Here is a 15,187-nt window from a genome sequence, read left to right as displayed (position 1 = left end):
CCGATTACATCTTAGCTGAGCCACAAACCTGTCCGAATTAGTAGGACCACTTCAGGAAGCGGGTGGTCGGATCGTTCGAAATTTGTTAGATTGTCTCTAAACTGAGAACAAAAGGCACAAAATCATGGCAAAGAGCACCACTTCGAGAACAACAACTACAAGTCGTAGCGCGCCCAAAACGTCCAGTGCCGCGACATCTAGCAAGACAACCAAGGAAGAAGCCGCAAAATCAGCGGTGACTTCCCAGCCGAAACCCGTCGTGGTAACCGATAGTACGCGTGTTGTTTCGGATCCGGCACTCAAAAAGAAAGAGCTGATCGACGCGGTCGTTGAGCGTTCTGGCATCAAAAAGAAAGACGCAAAGCCCGTGATTGAAGCGATGCTGGCTATTCTTGGCCAGACCCTTGCAGACGGGCGCGAACTTAACTTGCAGCCGCTTGGTAAGGTAAAGATCAATCGCGCTAAAGACGTGCAGGGCGGTAAAGTTTTGGTCACAAAAATACGTCAAAGCAATCGCGTTCCGAGCCCATCGCAAGAAGCGGCAGAGTAAAACTGTTTAAGCAAAGTGGGGCGCACCACAATCGCATTGCGCCCACAACAGACTGAGCTACTTTCATCAGACGAAATCAGACGAAATCAGACGGAAGTAGCGCTGAAAACATGCCTTTTCAAAAGTTTTATTTACTGCGGCACGGTCAAACCGAGTGGAATGTTGCGCGTCGACTTCAAGGGCGGCTTGATTCTGAGCTAACGCAGATCGGGCAGGCTCAGGCGCTGCGACAAGCCGAAATTATGTGTCCTGTTCTCGCGAAAAATCCAAACCTTTCAATTCTTTCTAGCCCTCAAGGACGTGCCCTAACGACGGCAAAGATTGCGACAAACGCGCAAGAGTTCAAAATCATGACAGACCCTCGTCTGCGCGAAATAAGCGCGGGGAGCTGGGATGGATGTTACCTGGCGGATATTGAAGAAAGTCACGCTTCGCTCTTCAATCAGGCTCGCAATCCGTTTGAATTGATGTTTCTCGCACCTGACGGGGAAGGTGCGAGCGCGGTGCAAACGCGTTGCGAGGATTTCCTGAACCAACAATCCGCGCCTGCGATGTTGGTGACACACGGCGCGACACTGTGTGTTTTAAGGGGGATTTTGCGCGGATTGAGCTTTGATGACACGCTAGACTTGGGCCATGAACAGGGCTGTGTTTACGTGATTGAAAACGGTAAAGAAACGATCTTACGTTAAACTCAAAAAAGCGTAATTTTTGAGTTGCGCGAGCGAAAAGAACTGTCTAAACGACGCACATCGGGTGATTAGCTCAGTTGGTAGAGCGCTTCCTTTACACGGAAGATGTCGGGAGTTCGAGTCTCTCATCACCCACCATTCAGGCAACTGAATGAGCAGTGAGCGGTTGTAGCTCAGTTGGTTAGAGTACCGGCCTGTCACGCCGGGGGTCGCGGGTTCGAGTCCCGTCAACCGCGCCACCACTGCTTGAGAGGCTCCCTTCGGGGAGCTTTTTCATTTTTAGGTGCTGGTTTTTGTGCGTCTTCGGTTTTCAGAAAAACCTATAGAAAGAATGGGATAAGCGGCTTGACCCACAGAGCTTGTTGTCCTATTGCGATTTTTATGCGCGGTTGTAGCTCAGTTGGTTAGAGTACCGGCCTGTCACGCCGGGGGTCGCGGGTTCGAGTCCCGTCAACCGCGCCACCACTGCTTGAGAGGCTCCCTTCGGGGAGCTTTTTCATTTTTAGGTGCTGGTTTTTGTGCGTCTTCGGTTTTCAGAAAAACCTATAGAAAGAATGGGATAAGCGGCTTGACCCACAGAGCTTGTTGTCCTATTGCGATTTTTATGCGCGGTTGTAGCTCAGTTGGTTAGAGTACCGGCCTGTCACGCCGGGGGTCGCGGGTTCGAGTCCCGTCAACCGCGCCACTTTTCCTAAGTTTTGTAAATCAAGCGTTTTGCGGCTTTGCGCAAACATCTGCTGTGTGCTCGCTCGGGAAGAATTCCCTGTCTAACGATGGTTTCGCCCCGAAAGCTGCATGCATTACGGCCATAAGTTTCGCGGCGAAACCGTATTGCTATGCTGATAAAGCGTCCAGAATTCGCGCCCATGAGCGAATGCCTTTGTGAAAGCTTTCCAGATCGTATTTCTCGTTAGGGGAGTGAATTTGATCGTCGTCTTTGCCAAAGCCGATGAGCATTGCATCGACGCCTAGGATGTCCTTGAAATGGCCCGCGATCGGGATCGAGCCGCCACAGCCCACATAGGCCGCAGGGTTTGGCCACTCATCGCTGAGTGCTTTGCGTGCTTTTTCAAACGCAGGATCCTTGATCGACATTTGGCTCGCTTTAGAGCCTTTACCGAGCGGGAATTCGACCGTGTAGTCTTCAGGCAAGCAACTGCGAACATATGTCTCGAACGCTTCGTGAATCGCATCGGGGTCTTGCTGACCCACAAGGCGGAAGCTGATTTTCGCGCCGGCTTCTGCAGGGAGCACGGTTTTGAAACCATCGCCCGCATAGCCGCCCCAGATGCCATTGACGTCACACGTTGGCCGCGACCAGATCATTTCGAGCGGTGTTCGGTCTTGTTCACCCGCTGGAACGCTAAGACCAACGTCGCCCAAGAATTTCGCATGATCAAATCCAAGCCCTTGCCATTGCGCGCGAATTTCATCGGCAAGTTCGGGTACGGCGTCGTAAAAACCGGGCAATGTGATGCGTCCAGTCCCGTCGTGTAGACCTGTGATGATGTTACTCAACACGCGGATCGGGTTCATCGCAACGCCGCCATACATACCAGAGTGCAAATCGCGATCCGGCCCTTTGACGATGATTTCCTCGGCGACAAGCCCGCGCAACATAGTGACGATGGAGGGCACTTTGCTCTCAAACAACCCTGTGTCACAGATGAGGGCGATGTCTGATTTCAGCTCTTCTGCGTTCTTGACCATGAAAGGTACAAGTGAGGGTGAGCCGCTTTCTTCTTCGCCTTCAAAGAAGAAGCTGATCTTGCAAGGAAGTGAGCCATGCACGTCTTTCCATGCGCGGCAGGCTTCCACGAAGGTCATCAACTGGCCTTTGTCATCGGACGAGCCACGACCACTAATAACTTTGCCCGCAGGGGTATCTTCAATTGCAGGCTCGAAAGGGGGTGTGTCCCAAAGATCAAGCGGATCAACGGGTTGTACGTCGTAATGACCATAAAACATCACATGTGGACCGTCGCCATCGATATGGCCAACAACCATCGGATGGCCGGGTGTTAGACGTTTGGACGCGTCCGCACCGAGCATTTTCAAGTCCGCCACCAGCCAATCGGCAGCATCATCGCAATCGCGTTTGAAAGCAGGGTCGGTCGAAACAGAAGGAATACGCAAAAGGTTGAGCAAGCGTTCTGTTGCATTGGGAAGATCGTCGTCGATCTTTGCAAGGACGGCATCAAGAGACATGAGTGGGTATTTCCGTATATGTGAGAGCGTTGAGCGGACGCTATCATGCTGTGCGCGACTGTCCAGATAACGCTGTGTTTCCATATCTAGGACGCAGAAAGTTTAAGATTGATTTAGACCAAGGCTGCGACATGTCGTGCACTGCTAATGTGTTGCCTACGACCTATGTAGTCGTTAAGTATTCTGAAATTGGAATATAGACGAGATCCGCGCCAATGCGTTGCTTTTAAAGTAAAGTGATTGGTTTCGCTTAATGGTATCAGGGGGAGACATCGCTTGGATTATACAGCGCAACTCGACGCGAGTTTGCAGCGCCTTCACGATGAGGGCCGCTACCGCACGTTCATCGATATTGAACGTGAAAACGGTCAATTTCCAAATGCGACTTGGCGTAAAGCAGATGGTAGCGAGCAAGCGATCACTGTTTGGTGCGGCAATGACTACCTCGGAATGGGACAGAATCCTGTTGTTTTGGAAGCCATGCACGAAGCGCTCGAGGCGACGGGCGCGGGGTCTGGCGGCACGCGCAACATTTCAGGCACAACGGTTTATCATAAACGCCTAGAGGCGGAGTTGGCGGACCTGCATGGCAAAGAATCAGCTCTGTTGTTCACGTCTGCCTATATCGCCAATGATGCGACGCTCTCGACATTACCCAAGCTGTTCCCCGGTTTGATCATTTATTCCGACGCTTTGAATCACGCATCAATGATTGAAGGTGTCCGCCGCAACGGTGGCGCGAAACGCATTTTCCGGCATAACGATGTGGCGCATTTGCGCGAGCTTCTGGAGGCGGATGACCCTGATGCACCCAAGCTGATTGCCTTCGAATCAATCTATTCGATGGACGGCGATTTCGGCCCGATAGAGGCGCTTTGTGATCTCGCAGATGAGTTCGGAGCGCTGACCTATATCGACGAAGTGCATGCCGTTGGCATGTACGGTCCACGTGGGGCAGGGGTTGCCGAGCGTGACCGTCTGATGCACCGTTTGGACATCATCAACGGCACCCTCGCAAAAGCATATGGCGTCATGGGTGGCTACATAGCTGCGTCTGGCAAGATGTGCGACGCGATCCGCTCTTACGCGCCTGGGTTTATTTTTACCACGTCATTGCCGCCAGCAGTTGCGGCCGGGGCCGCCGCATCCGTGGCTTATCTCAAGCTTCACCCAGAGCTGCGCGAGCAACATCAAACGCAAGCTAAGATATTGAAAACACGACTGAAAGGGATGGGCCTGCCGATCATCGATCATGGCAGTCACATAGTCCCTGTAATGGTTGGAAACCCGGTTCATACCAAGACGCTGTCTGATATGCTGCTTGAGGACTTTGGGATTTACGTTCAGCCGATCAATTTCCCCACAGTTCCACGAGGCACAGAGCGTCTACGCTTTACGCCCTCTCCTGTGCATGGGCCGAGCGAAATGGACAAGCTTGTCAAAGCGATGGACAATCTTTGGTCGCAGTGTGCGCTGAATCGTGCCGAATTAACGGCTTAACCCTTATTTCGTGCAGAATCGCTTGCAGCGTGTTAACCTCTCGCGGATAAGGCCATAGTCTGAGTCGGACTTGTGGATAAGTTGGTTACAGACCGGTAACGCAGGTGAGCAACGCGTAGCATGGGGCAGAGCGAATGATCAGGCGCAAAAAATCGCGTAAGGTTGAAGAAGTAGACGTCGCCCCAAAGGGGTTTGACGACTACGAACTGCAACTTGGTGATATGATGCGCGGCGAGCGTGCGACCCTTGGAAAATCGCTTCTTGATGTGCAGCGCGAACTCAAGATCAAAGCATCCTACATTTCCGCGATTGAGAACGCTGACCCATCTGTGTTTGAAACCCCCGGTTTCATCGCAGGGTATGTGCGCTCCTACGCACGTTACCTGAACATGGACCCCGAGCGCGCCTTTGATATTTTCTGCCGCGAAAGTGGTTTTTCCACCGCGCACGGCATGTCCGACGAAGCGTCGAGCATCAAAAAATCCCGCGCCGCTGAAATTATCGCGAGCTCGTCTATTGGCCGCGACCCGTTTGCGCAACCAAGCACACCGTTTGTTCCAACGAATGACGCGTTCATGTCGCGCGTTGAGCCGGGCGCGATTGGATCTACACTGGTTCTGGTCACGCTGCTCGGTGCGATTGGCTTTGGTGGCTGGACAGTTTTGAACGAAGTCCAACAAGTGCGCGTCGCGCCTGTTGATGAAACACCGATTGTGTTGACCGACCTTGACCCAATTGCACGCGCCACTGCGCCTGTTGTTCAGTCGCAAGACGATGTCACAGCAGGTTTAGCGGCTCCTAGCAGCGATGGTTTGGACCGCCTTTATCGACCAAAGGCGCTTGATACGCCTGTTCTGGTAGCACGCGATGCACCGATTTCTATGATCAATCCGCAAAGCTTTGGGGCCTTCGCCGCAGAGCAAACTCAAGCGGCCGCGTTAGAAGCACAACCAACATTGCTTGCCGATGGAACAGTGCAAGTCGCGCCGAACGGCGTCGCTGTTCCACAGGTTGTTGAGCAAATCCCGGGGCAGGTCCAACTGGTTGCGGTGCGTCCTGCTTGGGTGCGCGTCAGTGCGGCGGATGGAACTTCCGTGTTTGAGGGTATCTTGAACGCGGGCGACACCTATCCGATCCCAATGACCGAAGATCCAGCAACGCTGCGTGTCGGCGAATCCGGTGCGATCTACTTTGCGGTGAATGGTCAGCACTTTGGACCAGCCGGACCGCGTGGTCAGGTGACATCGAAAGTGGCGCTGTCTGCGGACGCTTTGACGCAGAAATATGAAGTAGCCGACATTAGCGCCGATCAAGACCTCGCGCGTGTCGTGGCAGAGGTCCAAGGGCTTCAACTTCCGACAGAATAAGCTGCTTTAAAGCGGCTCTCCTCATTGCCTGATTTGCGCCTGCGCCCTATGTTGGGCGTAACAATTTGCACGTGCGTAAAGGGAATCCCAATGTCGCTCAATCATGTCCGCCCTTGGAAAAACATCTACCGTCGCAAATCGCGTCAGATCATGGTGGGCAACGTGCCTGTTGGGGGCGACGCGCCGATTGCGGTGCAAACGATGACGAACACGGATACCTCTGATGTGGCCGCTACTGTGGCGCAGGTCCAAGCGGCTGCAGAGGCGGGGGCAGATATCGTGCGTGTTTCGACACCTGACGAGAGCTCCACAAAAGCGCTGAAAGAAATCGTGCGCGAAAGCACGGTTCCTATCGTTGCTGACATTCATTTCCACTACAAGCGCGCGATTGAAGCGGCTGAAGCAGGCGCTGCTTGCCTTCGGATCAATCCGGGAAATATTGGCGACGAAAAGCGTGTCAAAGAGGTGATCCAAGCTGCAAAGGATCATGGTTGCTCTATCCGTATTGGTGTGAACGCTGGCTCGCTTGAGAAGCATCTCCTTGAAAAATATGGCGAACCTTGCCCTGATGCGATGGTTGAAAGTGGCCTGGAACATATCCGTATTCTGCAGGACAACGATTTTCATGAGTTCAAGATCAGCTGCAAAGCCTCTGATGTGTTCATGTCCGCAGCCGCTTATCAGCAGTTGGCAGAAGCCACAGACGCGCCGATCCATCTTGGCATTACGGAAGCGGGTGGCTTGGTCAGCGGGACGATCAAATCCGCGATTGGTCTTGGGAACCTGTTGTGGATGGGGATTGGTGACACGATCCGTGTGTCCTTGTCCGCTGACCCTGTCGAAGAGGTGAAGGTTGGATTTGAAATCCTGAAATCGCTCGGTCTGCGCCATCGCGGCGTGAACATTATTTCGTGCCCGTCCTGTGCGCGCCAAGGTTTTGATGTGATCAAAACAGTCGAAGCACTTGAGCATCGTTTAGAGCATATCAAAACCCCGATGAGCCTGTCGATTATCGGCTGCGTGGTGAATGGTCCCGGCGAAGCGTTGATGACGGACGTTGGATTCACGGGGGGCGGCGCCGGTTCGGGCATGGTGTACCTTGCAGGTAAGCAAAGCCACAAACTAAGCAATGAGCAGATGGTTGACCACATTGTCGAACAGGTGGAAAAACGTGCAGCAGTGATTGATGCGGAAATGGCCGCTGACGATGTGCAGGCGGCTGAATAGCCTAAACTGATGGCGCAAGGCACTGGAGTTAAACCAAAGTTCGCGGAGTTTTTCTCTGGTGGTGGCATGGTGCATGCGGCCCTTGGGGCGCGGTGGGACTGTGTGCTGGCCAATGATATCGACGCGATGAAATGCGAGACCTACCGCCAGAATTGGGGCGGCGCGCATTTGCTTGAGGGGGATGTTGCGGGGCTGAGCGCGGACACGCTCTATCGAGATCTCGATCTGGTTTGGGCATCAAGCCCCTGTCAGGACTTCAGTTTGGCGGGCAAAGGCAAAGGGCTTAAGGGGCTGCGCAGCGGTGTTTTTTATCACTGGATGCGTTTGCTGAGCCAAGGTGTCAAAGCTGGGTTTGCCCCGAAAGTGATTGCCTTCGAGAATGTCACAGGGCTGATGAGCCGTGGGAGTGGACAGGATTTCACGCATGTTCTCAATTCTTTAGCGGGGCTTGGGTACCGCGTTGGCGCGCTTGAGATAGACGCGCGTCACTTCGTGCCTCAAAGCCGTCCGCGTCTGTTTGTGATCGCATTGCGCAAAGATATCGCTCACGAGGGGCTGACATTGGCCGCACCCACGGGGATGTTTCACACGGAAAAGCTGCGTCGTTACGTGCATGCCGCGAGCGCGAATTTGAAAACAGAATTTACGTGGTGGGCGCATCAACCGCCGGCACTGAGCACGACCTCGATGGTGGATATCGTAGATCGCAAGCCCGACACAGCTTGGCACACAGATACGAAAGTCGACGCCCTTTTGGACATGATGTCCGAGCCGAGCGCGGCACGGATTGGCTTGGCACGCAGAACCGGAAAACGCGAGATTGGCTTGCTTTATAAACGCGGTCGACCTGATGAAAACGGTAAGATCCGTCAACGCGCAGAGGTGCGGTTTGACGGGATCGCAGGCTGTTTGCGCACACCTGCGGGTGGCTCGTCTCGTCAGACGATTATGTTCGTGAAGGGCAATTCCGTGAAAGCGCGTTTGCTCTCAAGCAAAGAAGCGAGCCGTTTGATGGGGCTGCCTGAGAGCTATAAAATGCCGACGCATTACAACAGCGCGTATAAGGTGGCGGGCGATGGTGTTGTCGTGCCGATTGTGAGCTACTTGGATGACGTGTTGTTTCAACCGATGCTCGCAAAGGCTACGCGCCCATGAGCGGGGCGCAGGAATTTCGCAAATCTGCCCTGTCTGCGCTGACCGATGAGATTGGCGTTTATGCGTTGTGTGATCTGGACGGCGTGCCGATGTATGTGGGGCAATCAGTGGATGGCATACGCTCGCGGGTGCGGCGGCATCTGACCTCTGCGCGCTCTGATATTATCGCGAACCGGCAGGTGGATGTTTGGGAAATCGCTTACGTGTGGGCGTGGCCTGTTGCCGACAAGCTGGACATCGAGCCGCTCGAAGCGGCACTGTTCCAGCGCTTTGATGCGCAAATTCCGTTGATGAATGGAAAGGTGTTGCCGCTGAAACCTAGTCCCGTGAATGAGCCGGACAGACAAGACATTCAAGTTATCGAGGAGGGCGAACGCTTGCGCAGATTGCGCCCTGATCAACGGCTTGAGCGGCAAATCAGGCAATATGGCATTCTGGTGGACTACATCCAGACAGTAAAAAGCGCGCCTCATTTGAAGCGCGCTTTGGATGCTCATTTCGAACGTCTCGTAAGCTATCACAAGACGTTTTTGTAAACGCGCTTAGCCGCGCTCTTCGTTAACGATCTGCTGCATTGCGTCGAGCGGAACGTATCCTCGCACAAGCTGGCCGCCCATCACAAATGTTGGTGTCCCACGGATCGCCAAGCGCTGCGCAAGCTCGCGTGTTTTGCTGATTTCCATCGTCACGTCGTCACTGTCCATCTGGGCGACGATCGCTGCACCATCAAGGCCAAGGCTTTCAGCTAAACGTCCAAGCGCCGCAGCAGTCGGCTGCCCGCCGTATGTCATAAGTGCGTCGTGCACCGCTTTATAAGCGTTATCACCAGCCACTTGTTTCGCGGCAATTGCAAAGCGGGACGAAACGGTGGAGGCTTCGCCAAGGATTGGAAGTTCTTTTACGATCAGGCGGATGTTGCCATCTTTGGAGAGCAGATCAGCGACTTCGTCATGCGCTTTGCGGCAATATCCGCAACGATAATCGAGAAATTCGACGACTGTGATGTCACCTTCAGGATTGCCACCAACCCATGAATATCCATCCTCGAACAGGGCTTGTGCGTTTGCTGCAACGAGTGCGAGATCATCTGTAGCTTGCTGTTCTTGCTGCTGCGCTTCCATTTGGTTGACGGAGTCGAGAATGACCTGCGGGTTGGCCATGATGTAGGCGCGAATTTCTTCTTGCAGCACGGCGCGCTCGGCGTCGTTCATTGCGGTGATGTCAAAAGCGTGCGCTGGATCGCTTAGCGCGGCAATGCAAAGGCTTGTTGAGGCCAAAAATCTTTTCATGTGATCACTCTCCCAGTCAGTCGTCTATTTTTCTCTTTGTGCAGCACTGAGCACATCTTGCGCGCGTTGCCAAGGACCGGAGCCTCGGGGCAGGCGGCCTGCCGCGCGTTTTGCGTGTATTTCCGCATCTTTCAGACGTCCGCTGAGCGCGTATCTTTCGGCAACCGCAAGTGATGCCATCGCAGGTTGGCCCGTCTGTGAATAAGCGCTGCCAAGATCGCGCAGCGCTGACGGGTCTCTGAAATCACGCGAGCGCGCGTTCTCAAGAACCTTGAGCGCATTCTTGGGTTGTCCAGCAGCAAGGAGGGCACGACCATACCCTGCAAGGATGAGGGTGTTGTTCGGTAACAGTTTGGCAGCGCGCGCGTAGGCATTTACGGCTGCACCAAACTGGCGGCCCTCAAGCAAGATTTGACCCAAAAGTTTATGATAATAAGCATCGTTCGGGCGTGATTTTAATAGTGTTTGCATCACACCTGCGGCTTTGCCTGTTTGAGCGCGGCGGTGATAGGCGACGGCTTCCATCATCAGCTTGATATCCGCGACATTCATCTTTTTGGCGCGGCGTAATGTACTCTTTGGGGCTTGCTGGAACGCCCAAATTTTCGCCTTTGCGCGCTCGAACCAATAGCTGCCTGTTGCGCTATAGGGAATGTCGCCACCGTATGTCGAAACATAGGCTTCCATCGCGCGCACGCGGTCGCGGCTGAACGGGTGCGAGCGGGCATAGGGATCTTGTCGCGCTTGCGAGAGCACGTCCTGACCTTTGAAAATGTCATGTACTTCGATGGCACCGCGTGTGGAAATGCCTGCAGCGGCGAGGTAGCGTACGGCGGACTGATCGGCAGAACTCTCCTCAGAGCGGCTGTGGCTAAGAAAACTACGCTGCGCAGACGATGCGACACCAAGCGCAATCGCACCAGAACCCCGCGCGCCACTGGCGGCCACCGCAGCTGCCAACGCAATCCCGAGACCTGTAACATTGTTGCGATTGTTCATCACAGCGCGGCGGCGGGTGAGGTGGCCATTGGCGATATGCGCGGCTTCATGGGCGATGACCGATTGCAAAGCCTCGGCGCTTTTGAGGCGCGTAACCATTCCTGTGTGCAAAAAGATCGCATTGGAATCGAGCACAAAGGCGTTTGGAACACGGCTATCGATTAGCAAAATCTTGACCCGATTGGGGTTCAGGCCGGCAGCTTGCAAAATTGGACGTGCGAGTTGACCCAAAGAATGCTCAATATCGGCATCGCGAATGAGGGTTTGCGCACGCAAAGGCATCGCGCAAAGACTGAGCATCACAAATAGAGCCGTGAGCAGACGCATTGACTGTTCCTTCAATTCGCGGTGAAACCGCAGTTAACACAGAGTGGGAGAGAGTAGTGCGAAACTCAAGTCGTGGAATGGTTGATCCCTTTATTGTGATGGACGTGATGGAAGCTGCGCGCGCGGCGGAATCGGCGGGGCGTCACATTATTCATATGGAAGTCGGCCAGCCCGGAAGTGCCGCACCCGCAGGTGCGCGCGCGGCAGCTGCGGAGGCAATGCAGGATGATGCGCTTGGTTATACGGTTGCGCTAGGCCTGCCTGCGCTTCGCGCGCGCATCGCGCAGCTTTATGGTGAGTGGTATAATGTAGACTTGAATCCTGAGCGGGTTGTTGTGACCTCTGGGTCTTCAGCTGCATTTTTGCTGGCGTTCACGGCGTTGTTTGAAGCGGGGGATCGCGTCGCGATTGGCGCGCCCGGTTATCCGAGCTACCGTCAGATTTTGAAGGCGCTAAGCCTAGAGCCCGTATTGATCGAAGCGCAGCCAGAGAACCGTTTACAGCCGATTGCAGCGGACCTCAAAGGGTTGAATGCTCAAGGGTTGATGGTCGCATCACCTGCCAATCCAACGGGTACCATGCTCGATCACGCGTCGATGTCGTCGCTGATTGGCGCGGCGCAAGCGGAAGGCGCGGCCTTCATCTCTGACGAGATTTATCACGGTATCGAGTATGAGGCGAAAGCCGTCACTGCGCTTGAGATCACGAATGATGCTTATGTAATCAACTCGTTCTCAAAGTATTTCTCAATGACGGGCTGGCGGATCGGTTGGATGGTTGTGCCTGAGGATCATGTGCGCATTATTGAGCGGCTCGCGCAGAATATGTTTATTTGTGCACCTCATATCTCGCAGGTGACGGCGCTCGCGGCGATGGATTGCTATGATGAATTACGCGCGAATATGAAGGTCTACACTGACAACCGCGCTCTGATGCTAGAGGGCTTGCCGAAAGCGGGGCTCGGTAAGTTTGCTCCGCCTGATGGCGCGTTTTACGTATATGTGGATGTGAGCGAGTACACGAATGACAGTCGCCAGTTTGCCGCAGATATTTTGGAGCACGCGGGTGTTGCCGTGACTCCGGGGCTCGATTTCGACAGCAAGCGCGGGCATCAAACCCTGCGCATGTCTTATGCGCGCAGCACCGCCGACATCGTCGAGGGGCTTGCGCGCCTGCAAGCGTTCATGAGCAATCAGCGCGCTTAATTGTCGAGTTCGACCCAGACAGGCACGTGATCAGAGGGCTTTTCTTTTGCGCGCACGTGTTTGTCGATTTGGCAATCTAGCAAGATGTCCGCGACGGCTGGGCTGAGCAGGAAATGGTCGATTCGAATGCCGTCGTCTTTGTTCCATGCGCCTGCTTGGTAGTCCCAAAAGCTGTAGTGCTCTGGTCCTTGCACACGCGCGCGGAAAGCCTCGGTTAATCCTAAGTTCAACAACCGACGATAGGCTGCACGGCTTTCTGGGCGCGCGAGCGCGTCTTCTTGCCAAACTTCTGGCCTGCGCGCGTCCTCGTCCTGCGGAATTATGTTGTAATCGCCCGCCATCAAAAACGGAGTTTCTTCAGCAAGCAAGGCTTCTGCGCGCGCTTGCAAACGCTCCATCCAGGCAAGTTTGTAGTCGTATTTAGGACCAGGTGCCGGATTGCCGTTGGGCAAGTAAAGTCCGCAAATTCGGATCGCTTGCTTGCCAACGACAGTTGCCTCAATCCAGCGGGCTTGCTCGTCAGTTTCATCGCCAGGAAGGCCGCGCGTGACGTCTTCAAGCGGCAATTTCGACAGGATCGCAACGCCGTTGAACGATTTTTGACCATGGGTTTCAATGTTGTACCCCATGCCTTCGAACAACTCGCGTGGGAAGTTCTCGTCAACTGATTTGATCTCTTGCAAAAGGGCGACATCGGGTTGGGCCTCTTCAAGCCATTCAGGCAAAGCCGCGATGCGCGCTTTGATGCCGTTGATGTTAAACGTGGCGATTTTCATGGGCGCGCGCTCCTGCTGGTTTGCTCGTTGCTATCCTTTTAGAGCCCCTTCATGCAAGCGATCTGCTCACCTTATAGTGAGTGCTCTGCGGCATTTTTCCCCCGTGCGCATGCGGGGCGAGCCACTTAAACAAAGGTCAAATCAACCATTGGGGGCAGTATGCTTAAGATTTTCAATTTTTTGAAGAAAGAAACTGGCGAAGTTAAATTGGTCACAATGCGTGAGCGATTTGAAGCGGCACAAAGCGAAATGAACGCGGTACTTGAGAATATGTCTGAAATGCCAGTGATCACTGTCGATGCAACCGCGCGCCGGATCGAGATGGCGATGCCTGAATATTTCGCGGATGAAGCGTTGGCATTGCCTGCGCCCGACAAAGAAGAGACTGCATCGCAAGACGCAACGACGTCGAAACCAGACACTGAAGATGCGTCTTCAGAGAACAGTGGTGAAAAAGACAATAATGACACTGCAAAACCCGCTGCGTGATTCGTAAAAAAGTTCAATTTCAAAGGATCGGCAGGCATTTCGCAGGCCGGTTTTTTTTTATTTGCCTGTGGAAATGCTTGTGGAAAGGTTGTGTATATAAAAAAGATTCAACTTGAGGATAAGTTTGGAAAAATGACAAACCACAACTATTTAATGTAAATTAATATTGCAGATAAACCTAAAGGTTAACACGCATTAATAAAGTTAAACTTTTCAATACACGATATGCGTGCAAGCGTTATGACATCGAAACCCAAATTGGAGAAATTTGATGTCCGCACTTTTGAAAACAACGACACACATCGCAACACCATCCAACGACATGCACAGCGGCGACGACGTCGCATTGTTTACGTCCGGCTCCGCACCAAGCATGGACACGTCACTGCACGGCGGCCATGGCGCAGCTCTGTTCACATCGGGTTCTGCTCCAACGCATAGCGGTGAGAACACGGCGCTTTTCACATCCGGTTCCGCGCCAAGCAGCGACACAGCCCAGACAAGTGGCGCTTTGACAGCACTCTTCACGTCCGGCTCTTAAGGTTCGTTCGTAAAAGGCGGCCGAGACAACGGCGTCGCTCATAGGAGAAAACTCATGTCTGTGAATGTGATTTCATTGTCTCGCCACCAACAGCAGCGCACCAGAGGTATCGGTGCGCTGCTGGAAAACTTCGCCAGAGCACGCCGTTCCGCAGACGATGTGTATTGGCTCAAAGAAAATGCTGAAATTCTGAATATCCTTGAGTGCACTGGGAATAAGCCAAACGCTCAGGCGCTAGAAACATATGCAGATTTTTATCAAAGTCTGCCTGATCGAATTGCCTTTTTCCCCCAATATTACCGGTTTTTCGTATCAATCGCGTTGGATCTTGAAACGCTCGGCATGGCGGGCGATCACGCAGAACAGCTTTGCGAGTTTGTGAAACGGCAAGGACTTCACAAGGCTGAACTCTCAGATCTGCAACGCGCCGAAGCATTGCGACTTTTGGCACGGCGCGGGCAAAGCGTTGAAGGGTGTGTTTCGCTGCGCGACAGGCTTCATGATTTTATCAACAACTCACAAAGTTTCGCGCTGCCTAACCGAAAAGCCGCATACGAGTTGACCCATATTATTTTTTACCTCTCGGAATATGGCCGTCGCGATCCACAAGTATCACCGCGCGCTGTGCAAAGTTTGATGTTCACCGGGTTGCTCGCGTTTCTTGAACAAAATGCCGATCTGCTCGCAGAGGTTTGCGTGGCGTTGCGGTACGCTGGGCAAACGCCGCCTCAGGTCTGGGAGGCGTGGATCAAGGTGCAAAGTCAAGTTTTCCAAATCGTCGCAAATGACAGCGGTACCGGCGATCATTATACACAGAGTCCTCGAGCACCCGACTTTTGACGGGTTGACGTCTGACCGTAGA

The 15,187-nt window shown here is 53.6% G+C and carries 15 protein-coding genes and 4 tRNA genes; 15 read left to right on the top strand and 4 right to left on the bottom strand.

Translation table 11 applies throughout. The features are described 5' to 3' along the window. Positions 1–124: 124 nt before the first annotated feature. The 6 genes from PFRI_RS19970 to PFRI_RS19945 all read left to right on the top strand — a co-directional run bounded on the left by PFRI_RS19970 (position 125) and on the right by PFRI_RS19945 (position 1,927). Positions 125–550 carry an HU family DNA-binding protein gene (locus PFRI_RS19970; protein WP_084649785.1) on the top strand — a complete coding sequence of 142 codons (426 nt, stop codon included), beginning with the start codon at positions 125–127 and terminating at the stop codon, positions 548–550. Positions 551–660: 110 nt separating this feature from the next. Continuing rightward, a complete protein-coding gene (locus PFRI_RS19965; protein ID WP_072632458.1) occupies positions 661–1,242 on the top strand; it encodes a histidine phosphatase family protein in 582 nt (193 codons plus the stop codon). A 62-nt stretch (positions 1,243–1,304) separates the two neighbouring features. After that, positions 1,305–1,380: transfer RNA gene (locus PFRI_RS19960), tRNA-Val, on the top strand. A 24-nt stretch (positions 1,381–1,404) separates the two neighbouring features. Then, a tRNA-Asp gene (locus PFRI_RS19955) sits at positions 1,405–1,481 on the top strand. A gap of 146 nt (positions 1,482–1,627) precedes the next feature. Beyond that, positions 1,628–1,704, top strand: a tRNA-Asp gene (locus PFRI_RS19950). Between the two features lie 146 nt (positions 1,705–1,850). After that, a tRNA-Asp gene (locus tag PFRI_RS19945) sits at positions 1,851–1,927 on the top strand. A gap of 149 nt (positions 1,928–2,076) precedes the next feature. Here PFRI_RS19945 and PFRI_RS19940 read toward each other — a convergent pair. Continuing rightward, a complete protein-coding gene (locus PFRI_RS19940; RefSeq protein WP_072632457.1) occupies positions 2,077–3,450 on the bottom strand; it encodes a M20/M25/M40 family metallo-hydrolase in 1,374 nt (457 codons plus the stop codon). Between the two features lie 276 nt (positions 3,451–3,726). Here PFRI_RS19940 and hemA point away from each other — a divergent pair, with 276 nt between their 5' ends. The 5 genes from hemA (at position 3,727) to PFRI_RS19915 (ending at position 9,235) form a co-directional block, all read left to right on the top strand. Continuing rightward, entirely contained in the window at positions 3,727–4,950 is a 1,224-nt protein-coding gene (gene hemA / locus PFRI_RS19935; protein ID WP_072632456.1) for a 5-aminolevulinate synthase, read from the top strand. A gap of 134 nt (positions 4,951–5,084) precedes the next feature. Continuing rightward, positions 5,085–6,317, top strand: coding sequence for a helix-turn-helix domain-containing protein (locus PFRI_RS19930; protein WP_072632455.1), 1,233 nt, complete (start codon positions 5,085–5,087; stop codon positions 6,315–6,317). A 90-nt stretch (positions 6,318–6,407) separates the two neighbouring features. Continuing rightward, positions 6,408–7,544: a flavodoxin-dependent (E)-4-hydroxy-3-methylbut-2-enyl-diphosphate synthase gene (gene ispG / locus PFRI_RS19925; RefSeq protein WP_072632454.1), complete on the top strand. Its 1,137-nt coding sequence runs from the start codon at positions 6,408–6,410 to the stop codon at positions 7,542–7,544. 9 nt (positions 7,545–7,553) lie between these two features. Then, positions 7,554–8,699, top strand: a complete 1,146-nt coding sequence (locus PFRI_RS19920) for a DNA cytosine methyltransferase (RefSeq protein ID WP_072632453.1) — start codon at positions 7,554–7,556, stop codon at positions 8,697–8,699. Next, positions 8,696–9,235 carry a GIY-YIG nuclease family protein gene (locus PFRI_RS19915; RefSeq protein ID WP_072632452.1) on the top strand — a complete coding sequence of 180 codons (540 nt, stop codon included), beginning with the start codon at positions 8,696–8,698 and terminating at the stop codon, positions 9,233–9,235. The genes PFRI_RS19920 and PFRI_RS19915 overlap by 4 nt, the downstream gene beginning before the upstream one ends. A 6-nt stretch (positions 9,236–9,241) precedes the next feature. Here the strand turns inward: PFRI_RS19915 and PFRI_RS19910 are convergent, their stop codons facing one another. Both PFRI_RS19910 and PFRI_RS19905 read right to left on the bottom strand, forming a co-directional pair. After that, the gene (locus PFRI_RS19910; RefSeq protein WP_072632451.1) at positions 9,242–9,988 is read right to left on the bottom strand and encodes a DsbA family protein; all 747 of its coding nucleotides are present in this window, start codon (positions 9,986–9,988) and stop codon (positions 9,242–9,244) included. A gap of 24 nt (positions 9,989–10,012) precedes the next feature. Next, positions 10,013–11,314, bottom strand: coding sequence for a M48 family metalloprotease (locus tag PFRI_RS19905; protein ID WP_072632450.1), 1,302 nt, complete (start codon positions 11,312–11,314; stop codon positions 10,013–10,015). A gap of 56 nt (positions 11,315–11,370) precedes the next feature. Here PFRI_RS19905 and PFRI_RS19900 point away from each other — a divergent pair, with 56 nt between their 5' ends. After that, positions 11,371–12,519, top strand: a complete 1,149-nt coding sequence (locus PFRI_RS19900; protein WP_072632449.1) for a pyridoxal phosphate-dependent aminotransferase — start codon at positions 11,371–11,373, stop codon at positions 12,517–12,519. On the opposite strand, the gene xth is transcribed toward PFRI_RS19900, so the two are convergent. Continuing rightward, a complete protein-coding gene (gene xth / locus PFRI_RS19895; RefSeq protein ID WP_072632448.1) occupies positions 12,516–13,295 on the bottom strand; it encodes an exodeoxyribonuclease III in 780 nt (259 codons plus the stop codon). The two genes, PFRI_RS19900 and xth, sit on opposite strands and share 4 nt — an antisense overlap. Positions 13,296–13,454: 159 nt before the next feature. Between xth and PFRI_RS19890 the strand changes: the two genes are divergently transcribed. The 3 genes from PFRI_RS19890 to PFRI_RS19880 all read left to right on the top strand — a co-directional run bounded on the left by PFRI_RS19890 (position 13,455) and on the right by PFRI_RS19880 (position 15,165). Then, the gene (locus PFRI_RS19890; RefSeq protein ID WP_072632447.1) at positions 13,455–13,784 is read left to right on the top strand and encodes a hypothetical protein; all 330 of its coding nucleotides are present in this window, start codon (positions 13,455–13,457) and stop codon (positions 13,782–13,784) included. 271 nt (positions 13,785–14,055) lie between these two features. After that, positions 14,056–14,325: a DUF6749 family protein gene (locus tag PFRI_RS19885; protein ID WP_072632446.1), complete on the top strand. Its 270-nt coding sequence runs from the start codon at positions 14,056–14,058 to the stop codon at positions 14,323–14,325. 54 nt (positions 14,326–14,379) lie between these two features. Beyond that, a complete protein-coding gene (locus tag PFRI_RS19880) occupies positions 14,380–15,165 on the top strand; it encodes a DUF6902 family protein (RefSeq protein WP_072632445.1) in 786 nt (261 codons plus the stop codon). Positions 15,166–15,187 lie beyond the last annotated feature (22 nt).

This window comes from Planktotalea frisia, assembly GCF_001890925.1.
Lineage (GTDB): Bacteria > Pseudomonadota > Alphaproteobacteria > Rhodobacterales > Rhodobacteraceae > Planktotalea > Planktotalea frisia.
This window is presented reverse-complemented; position numbering and strand designations above follow the sequence as displayed.

What these genes read in the sequence shown, in the direction of transcription:
- PFRI_RS19970 (WP_084649785.1), top strand. Translation starts at nt 125, where the DNA reads ATGGCAAAGAGCACCACTTCGAGAACAACAACTACAAGTCGTAGCGCG.
- PFRI_RS19965 (WP_072632458.1), top strand. Translation starts at nt 661, where the DNA reads ATGCCTTTTCAAAAGTTTTATTTACTGCGGCACGGTCAAACCGAGTGG.
- PFRI_RS19940 (WP_072632457.1), bottom strand. Translation starts at nt 3,450, where the DNA reads ATGTCTCTTGATGCCGTCCTTGCAAAGATCGACGACGATCTTCCCAAT.
- PFRI_RS19930 (WP_072632455.1), top strand. Translation starts at nt 5,085, where the DNA reads ATGATCAGGCGCAAAAAATCGCGTAAGGTTGAAGAAGTAGACGTCGCC.
- ispG (WP_072632454.1), top strand. Translation starts at nt 6,408, where the DNA reads ATGTCGCTCAATCATGTCCGCCCTTGGAAAAACATCTACCGTCGCAAA.
- PFRI_RS19920 (WP_072632453.1), top strand. Translation starts at nt 7,554, where the DNA reads ATGGCGCAAGGCACTGGAGTTAAACCAAAGTTCGCGGAGTTTTTCTCT.
- PFRI_RS19915 (WP_072632452.1), top strand. Translation starts at nt 8,696, where the DNA reads ATGAGCGGGGCGCAGGAATTTCGCAAATCTGCCCTGTCTGCGCTGACC.
- PFRI_RS19910 (WP_072632451.1), bottom strand. Translation starts at nt 9,988, where the DNA reads ATGAAAAGATTTTTGGCCTCAACAAGCCTTTGCATTGCCGCGCTAAGC.
- PFRI_RS19905 (WP_072632450.1), bottom strand. Translation starts at nt 11,314, where the DNA reads ATGCGTCTGCTCACGGCTCTATTTGTGATGCTCAGTCTTTGCGCGATG.
- xth (WP_072632448.1), bottom strand. Translation starts at nt 13,295, where the DNA reads ATGAAAATCGCCACGTTTAACATCAACGGCATCAAAGCGCGCATCGCG.
- PFRI_RS19890 (WP_072632447.1), top strand. Translation starts at nt 13,455, where the DNA reads ATGCTTAAGATTTTCAATTTTTTGAAGAAAGAAACTGGCGAAGTTAAA.
- PFRI_RS19885 (WP_072632446.1), top strand. Translation starts at nt 14,056, where the DNA reads ATGTCCGCACTTTTGAAAACAACGACACACATCGCAACACCATCCAAC.
- PFRI_RS19880 (WP_072632445.1), top strand. Translation starts at nt 14,380, where the DNA reads ATGTCTGTGAATGTGATTTCATTGTCTCGCCACCAACAGCAGCGCACC.